This is a genomic window from Methylobacterium indicum, assembly GCF_001043895.1.
In the GTDB taxonomy this organism is placed as follows: domain Bacteria; phylum Pseudomonadota; class Alphaproteobacteria; order Rhizobiales; family Beijerinckiaceae; genus Methylobacterium; species Methylobacterium indicum.
The window spans coordinates 1-6,178 of sequence record NZ_JTHF01000380.1; the positions used below are offsets into that span (position 1 = coordinate 1).

The 6,178-nt window shown below is 70.6% G+C and carries 10 protein-coding genes; 1 reads left to right on the forward strand and 9 read right to left on the reverse strand.

All coding sequences use genetic code 11. From position 1 onward, the window contains the following. The 6 genes from QR78_RS30380 to QR78_RS30405 all read right to left on the reverse strand — a co-directional run. Positions 1-495: aspartate/glutamate racemase family protein (locus QR78_RS30380; protein WP_048431362.1), on the reverse strand; the 495-nt coding region annotated here is incomplete at its 3' end. 21 nt (positions 496-516) lie between these two features. After that, positions 517-852, reverse strand: coding sequence for a hypothetical protein (locus QR78_RS30385; RefSeq protein WP_048431363.1), 336 nt, complete (start codon positions 850-852; stop codon positions 517-519). A gap of 63 nt (positions 853-915) precedes the next feature. Then, on the reverse strand, positions 916-1,386 hold the full coding sequence (ybaK, locus tag QR78_RS30390) for a Cys-tRNA(Pro) deacylase (RefSeq protein ID WP_048431364.1): 471 nt from the start codon (positions 1,384-1,386) through the stop codon (positions 916-918). A 26-nt stretch (positions 1,387-1,412) separates the two neighbouring features. Further along, the gene (bla, locus tag QR78_RS30395) at positions 1,413-2,312 is read right to left on the reverse strand and encodes a class A beta-lactamase (protein WP_048431365.1); all 900 of its coding nucleotides are present in this window, start codon (positions 2,310-2,312) and stop codon (positions 1,413-1,415) included. A 212-nt stretch (positions 2,313-2,524) separates the two neighbouring features. After that, positions 2,525-2,746, reverse strand: coding sequence for a hypothetical protein (locus QR78_RS30400; RefSeq protein WP_048431366.1), 222 nt, complete (start codon positions 2,744-2,746; stop codon positions 2,525-2,527). Between the two features lie 20 nt (positions 2,747-2,766). Further along, positions 2,767-2,952, reverse strand: coding sequence for a hypothetical protein (locus tag QR78_RS30405; protein ID WP_048431367.1), 186 nt, complete (start codon positions 2,950-2,952; stop codon positions 2,767-2,769). Between the two features lie 233 nt (positions 2,953-3,185). Here QR78_RS30405 and QR78_RS30410 point away from each other — a divergent pair, with 233 nt between their 5' ends. Continuing rightward, complete coding sequence (locus QR78_RS30410; RefSeq protein ID WP_048431368.1) at positions 3,186-3,695, forward strand: ferritin-like domain-containing protein; 510 nt, start codon at positions 3,186-3,188, stop codon at positions 3,693-3,695. Between the two features lie 261 nt (positions 3,696-3,956). Here the strand turns inward: QR78_RS30410 and QR78_RS30415 are convergent, their stop codons facing one another. The 3 genes from QR78_RS30415 to QR78_RS30425 all read right to left on the reverse strand — a co-directional run. Then, complete coding sequence (locus tag QR78_RS30415) at positions 3,957-4,670, reverse strand: maleate cis-trans isomerase family protein (protein ID WP_179945837.1); 714 nt, start codon at positions 4,668-4,670, stop codon at positions 3,957-3,959. Beyond that, on the reverse strand, positions 4,670-5,440 hold the full coding sequence (locus tag QR78_RS30420; RefSeq protein ID WP_048431369.1) for an ABC transporter ATP-binding protein: 771 nt from the start codon (positions 5,438-5,440) through the stop codon (positions 4,670-4,672). The genes QR78_RS30415 and QR78_RS30420 overlap by 1 nt, the downstream gene beginning before the upstream one ends. 31 nt (positions 5,441-5,471) lie before the next feature. Beyond that, positions 5,472-6,178, reverse strand: a 707-nt coding sequence (locus QR78_RS30425; RefSeq protein ID WP_048431371.1) for an ABC transporter permease, incomplete at its 5' end; no start/stop codon positions are given.

A 6,178-nucleotide genomic window follows, 5' to 3' on the forward strand; every position in this document is an offset into this window, starting at 1 on the left:
CGCGGCGATCAGCGCGAGGTAGCGCGGGATGTCGCCGGCCTTGAAGGCGTCCCAGGCGCCGGGCACCCACCGCACGTCGACCACCGCCCCGGTTGCCCGTGCAGCCTCCTCGAACAGATGGCGCGTCGGCGCGATCGTGGTCTCCACGGCACAGAGCACGACGACCCGCCCGCCCTCCGCCACCGCCGCGGCGGCGAGCGCCGCATCGACCCGCAGGACCGGGACGGGAGCATCGCGGGCCGCGATCGCGGCGGCGGGCCCGAGAGTCGAGCAGGTCAGCAGCACCGCATCGGCCCCGGCGCAGAGCGCCCCCAGGGCTGCGGCCGTCTCGGCGACGAGGCCCGGCGTCAATCTGCCCTCCCGCTCGGCGGCGGCCAGCAGGTCGGCGCGCACGGCATGGCGAAGGGTCATGCCGACCAGGCCGCTCGCCGACAGGGCGTCGTCGAAGATTGCGATATTGCCGTCGGCGGTATGGAGGCAGGCGATGCGGGCCACGAGGGGGCGTCCGATGGCGGCCTACCAGCAGCCCCGGGCGAGTCGCCGCCCGTACGGGTCGTCGACGCCGCGCGGGGGCGGGAAGCCGTAATAGCTCGGCTTGCCGAGGCCGAAGGGCGAGCCGACATAGGTCGGATCGCCCAGGGCGTTGGTGGGCACGAAGCCCTGGCAGGGCAGCTGCACCCGGGCGGGCGAGGCGTCGCTGTCGCCGCGCGGGAAGTAGCGGGGGGCGGGAGGAGGACCCGGCGCGCGGCGCGGCTCCGGCCAGTAACCCGGCTCGGGCAGGTCGGCGGCCATCGCCGGCCCGGCGAGGCCGAGGAGGACCGCGCCCGCCAGGAGCCTCACGCTGTGACCCATCCGTCCGTCCTCTCCCGCGACCCGCACCAGCCTTGACGGATCGTGGTTAACGGGGCGTTTCCGTCAGGTCACGGCCTCGGTTCGGGCCTGGAGCACGCGGACGAGATCGTCGGGCTTGACCCGCACCTGCAGCCCGCGCTGGCCGCCGTTGAGGAAGATCTCCGGGAGCGCGAGGGCGGCGGCATCGACCAGGGTCGGCACCGTCCGCTTCTGCCCGAGCGGACTGATGCCGCCGACATGGTAGCCGGTCAGGCGCTCGGCTTCGGCCGGGCGCATCATGGCGGCGGACTTGCCCCCGAAGGCGGCGGCGAGCTTCTTCAGCGAGATCTCCCGGTCGGAGGGCGCCAGCACGCAGACCGGCTTGCCGTCCACCATCGCCATCAGGGTCTTGAACACCTCGCCCGGCGCGACGCCCAACGCCTCCGCGGCCTGGAGGCCGATGCGGGTCGCCTCCGGGTCGTAGTCGTAGGCGTGGACCGTGTGCGGGATGCCGGCACGGGTCAGGACCTGCGTGGCGCGGGTGGTCTTCGACATCGGGACGGTGCGTCCTGCGAGCGGGATCAGGCGCCCGGGAAGCTCCGGGCGATCAGCCGGCCGACCTCGGCGTGCAGGGCATCGCGCGCGGCGGGCTCGGCCGGTGATCCGGTAAGATACACCGCCGCCAGGATCGGCGCACCGTCCGGCCGGTGGATCAGCGCCACCACGTTGGCGGTGCCGTTGTCGCCGGTGCCGGTCTTGTCGGCCGTGCGCCATCCCTCCGGCAGGCCGGCGCGCACGCGCTTCAGGCCGGTCGGGCTCTCGTGCATCCAGCCGACCAGCTTCGTGCGCGACTCCGCCGACAGGGCCTTGCCGAGGAGCACGTTGTCGAGGAGGCCGACCATCGCCGCCGGGCTCGTCGTGTCGCGCGGGTCGCCGGGGATCGCGGTGTTGAGCGTCGGCTCGGTGCGGTCGAGGCGGGTGACGGTGTCGCCGTGCGCCCGGGCGAAGGTGGTGATGCCGCCGGGCCCGCCCAGGGTCGCCAGCATCAGGTTGGCGGCGGTGTTGTCGCTCCACACCACGGCGGCGGCGCAGAGTTCGGCCAGCGTCAGGCCGGATTCGACGTGCTTCGAGGTGACCGGGGCGTAGCTGAGGAGGTCGTCACGAGTATAGGCGATGCGCCGGTTCAGGTCGTCCTGGCCCTTGTCGGCCCGGGCCAGCACCGCGGCGGCGGCGACCGCCTTGAAGGTGCTGCACATCGGAAAGAGTTCGTCGGCCCGGTGACCGAAGCGGCGGCCGGTCGCGGTGTCCCGCACCTCGACCCCGAGCCGCCCGCCGTCGCGCCGCTCGAACTGGGCGAGGCGGGCCACCGCATCCTCCGTCGCGGCCGCACCGCGAACCGCACAGGTCGCGAGCGCTGCACCGATCAGGGCGGCGCGGCGGGTGAGGCCGGAGGCGGGGCGAAGGAGGGCAGGATCGGACATCGTGGCGGGCTCCCTGATGCGCGCGGAGTTCGTCAGGAAAGCCCAGGTGGCGCACGACCTTGGCGATATCACGCTGAGGCCGTGACGGGATCGGGGCGAGTTGGCGTCCAGGAGCCCCGACCCGTCCGCGCCGAACGGGGATCCCGTCCGGCGCGGATCATGGTTTCACGGGAAACATCCCGGTCCGCCGCAAGGCCGCGCGTCTCGCGTGTTCAATGCGAGCGCGGTGAGTGCGCCTTGCGGTCGGGATCGTGGGCGTGGTGCCGGTCGCGCTCGCCGCCGCCACCCGAGACGTGCGAGCGGCTGTCGCTGGTGGCCGAGCCCGGCGTCGGTCCGGTATCGGCGGTGGGGTCCGGGCGGTCGGATCGCTGGTGGCTGCTGCCGGGGCCGCCGTGATGGCGGTCGGCGGCGTCGGTCTTGGTCGACGTGCTCATGGGGATGGACGCTCCTGGCCTTACCGATCCTGCTGATGGCCCTGGTGGGTCGTGTTCACCTTCGCGTTGCCGGACTGGCCGACCTTGTCCGGGTCCCGGGCCTGGCCGGTGTCCTTGGCGCCGGTCTCCGTCGGGGCGCGCTCGGCACTGCCGGGGCCCTTGTCGGACCGGTTGGCCGGCGGCACGGGGGGCGGGGAAGCGGTCATGCGGATCTCCCTCGTCTCATGGGTCGGCATGGCGTGCGCCGGGGCCTGCTGCCGATGAGGGCGAACAACGTCTCCATCCTGGCGGCGTTCCGTGCGACGTCGGGTCGAAAAATACTGTTTCGTAGTATGAGTATTTTTGGCGAACCGACGCAGATCGGCGACGTTGGGCCGGACATCCGATCCGCCGGGAAAGCCGATCCCTGCCGGATCGCCGCGCCGAGAAGGACCCGACGATGGCCGAGGATATCCGTTCGCTCTACGTGACTGCCCTGAAGAACACCCACGCCCTCGAATTGCAGGCGCTTCAGATCATGGAGCGGCAGGTCGAGCGCCTGGAGCGCTATCCCGACATGGACGCGGCTCTACGCCGCCACATCGCCGAGACGCATGGCCAGCGCGACCGGCTCGACGAAGCGCTGGCGGCGATGTCCGAGAGCCCTTCGACCCTGAAGGAGGGCGTGCTCGGCTTCATGGGCAACATGGCGGCTTTGGCCCACGCCCCGGCCCAGGACGAGATCCTGAAGAACGCCTTCGCCAACCGCGCCTTCGAGAATTACGAGGCGGCGGCCTACGATGCGTTGATCACCCTGGCGGAGGCTGCCGGCCAGGGCGCCCGGCTGCCGGCCTTCGAGATGTCGCTGCGGGAAGAACTGGCGATGGCCCAGAAGATGGCCGACCTCGTGCGGCCGACGACCCGGCGGTACATCGAACTCACGGTCAGCGGCAGCAAGGCCGACCGCTGAGGTCGGGACCTTTTTCGAGTGCAGGATCTTTTCCGATTGAACGTGTCCAAAAACCGGACGCGCACGACAACACCTCTCAGTGTCATCCCGGGGCTCGTCGAAGGCGAGAACCCGGGATCCATAAACGCTGGCATGGAAGAAATGAGAGGAAGCCGTTCCGCTTTATCCTGAACGTCAGCGGTTATGGATCCCGGGTTCCGCTGTGCGGCCCCGGGATGACCGAGAGGGTTCGATGTCGGTCGTGCGAACTCAAGCAGAGTGTCAGAGCCGAAATAGCCCGCCCCGGCCGGTGATCCGGCCGGGATCGGCACCCGCCGCGCGCAAGGCCGCCCACAGTGTAACGGCGATCGAATCGAAGACCGGGATGCCGAGCTCGGCCTCCAGTTCCTCAACCAGCGCCGTCCCCGCCATGTTGGTGCAGACGATCGCCACGGCTTGCGCGCCCTCCGCCGCCACCGCCCGGGCCATGGCGGCGATATCCCGCTCCGGCACCTCCGCGAAGGAGAAGTTGTCGGACAGGCCGCAATGCCGCTCGGCCGTGCAATCGAACCCGGCCGCCCTCCAATTCGCCTGGATCCTCGCCTGCACGTCGCCGGTATAGGGCGTGACGAGCCCGACCCGCCGGATACGCGCGCGGGTGAAGGCCTCGCGAAAACCGAGCACCGCCGTCGCCGCCGGAATGCCGGTGAGGTCCGTGATCCGGGCGCACAGGGCCTCGTCGCGGGCAAAGCCCAGCCAGGCCGCCGAGGTGCCGTTCCAGGCGATCGCATCGACCTTGGCATCGGCGAGGAGCCCGGCCGCCGACAGGATCGGCGCCTCGTCGAACTGTCCGAGCCCCGCCGTCGAGAGGGTGATCTCGGTGACGCGAAAGCGCGCGAAGTGGGCGGTGATGCCGGGCGTGTCGCGCAGGAGGTCGGCGGTGGCCGGTTCGAGCCGGGTGTTCGAGGACGGGGTCAGCATGCCGAGGCGGATCATCAGGCGGCGACCTTCCGGCTCGATTCCTCGCGGATCATCCCGAGCACCCGGCGCTTCATGTCGTTGAAGTCCGGGCTCGTCACGTCCCGCGGCCGGGGCAGATCGAAGGGGATGAACTCGCGGATGCGGCCCGGGCGCCGGCTCATGACGGCGATGCGGTTGCCCAGCACCAGGGCCTCGTCGACCGAATGGGTGACGAACACCACCGTGGCGCCGACCCGCTGCCAGATCGTCACCAGCTCCTCCTGCATCTCGATCTTGGTCTGGGCGTCGAGGGCCGCGAAGGGCTCGTCCATCAGGATCACCGCCGGGTTCATCAGGAGCGCCCGGGCGATGCCGACCCGCTGGCTCATCCCGCCCGAGAGTTCCGCCGGATAGTGCCGCTCGAAGCCGGTGAGCCCGACGAGGTCGAGATAGGTCTTGGCCCGCTCGTGCCGCTCGACCTTCGCCACCCCCTTCAGCTTGAGATGGAAGGCGACGTTGTCGATCACCGTGAGCCAGGGCATCAGCGTCGGCTGCTGGAACACCACGCCGCGATCGGCGCCCGGCCGCTCGACCCGCCGTCCCGCGACGCGAACCTCGCCGGAGGTCGGCGCCTCGAAACCCGCGATCATGTTGAGCAGGGTGGACTTGCCGCAGCCCGAGGGGCCGAGCAGGCAGACGAACTCGCCCGCCTCGATCGTGGCCCGGGTGCGGTCCACCGCCACGAGGTCGCGCCCGTCGCGATCGTGAAAGACTTTCTGGACGTCGGCGAGGTCGATCGCGCTCATGGGATCCTCCGTCGGGAAGGGGAGGGACGGCTCACCGCCCCTGCACCGTCGTGCCCTTCTGCCAGTGCAGAACCGAGGCCATCAGCGCCTTGAGGCCGAGATCGGACAGATAGCCGAGCAGTCCGATCGAGATCATCGCGGCGAGCACGATGTCGTAGCGCAGGAAGTAGTAGGAATCCCACAGCACGTAGCCGAGCCCGCTCTTCACCGCGACCATCTCGGCGGTCACCGTCAGCATCCAGGCCGAGCCGATGGCGATGCGCAATCCGGAAAAAATCGACGGAAGGGCGGCGGGGAGCACGATGTCGGTGAGGAGCTGGCGCTCGGAGGCGCCCATCATGGCGCCGGCCCGGATCAGGTTGCGGTCGACCCCGCGCACGCCGTGGATGGTGTTCATCAGGACGGGGAAGAACGCGCCGAGGAAGACCAGGAAGATCGCCGGCTTGTCGGCGATGCCGAACCAGATGATGGCGAGCGGGATCCACGAGACCGGCGGGATCGGCCGCAGCATCTGCAAGGTCGGCTCGACGGTGCGTTCCACCAGCCGCCACCAGCCGATCGCGACCCCGATGACGATGGCGGAGAGCGCCGCGATGGCGTAGCCCGCCGCGACCCGGGTGAGGCTTGCGAGCGCATCCGGCACCCAATGGCCGGAATAGGTCTGGGTGCTCTCGTCGATCCCGAACAGCCAGTCCCCCAGCGCGTGCAGCACGGCGGTGGGGGACTGGCTGTTCGGGA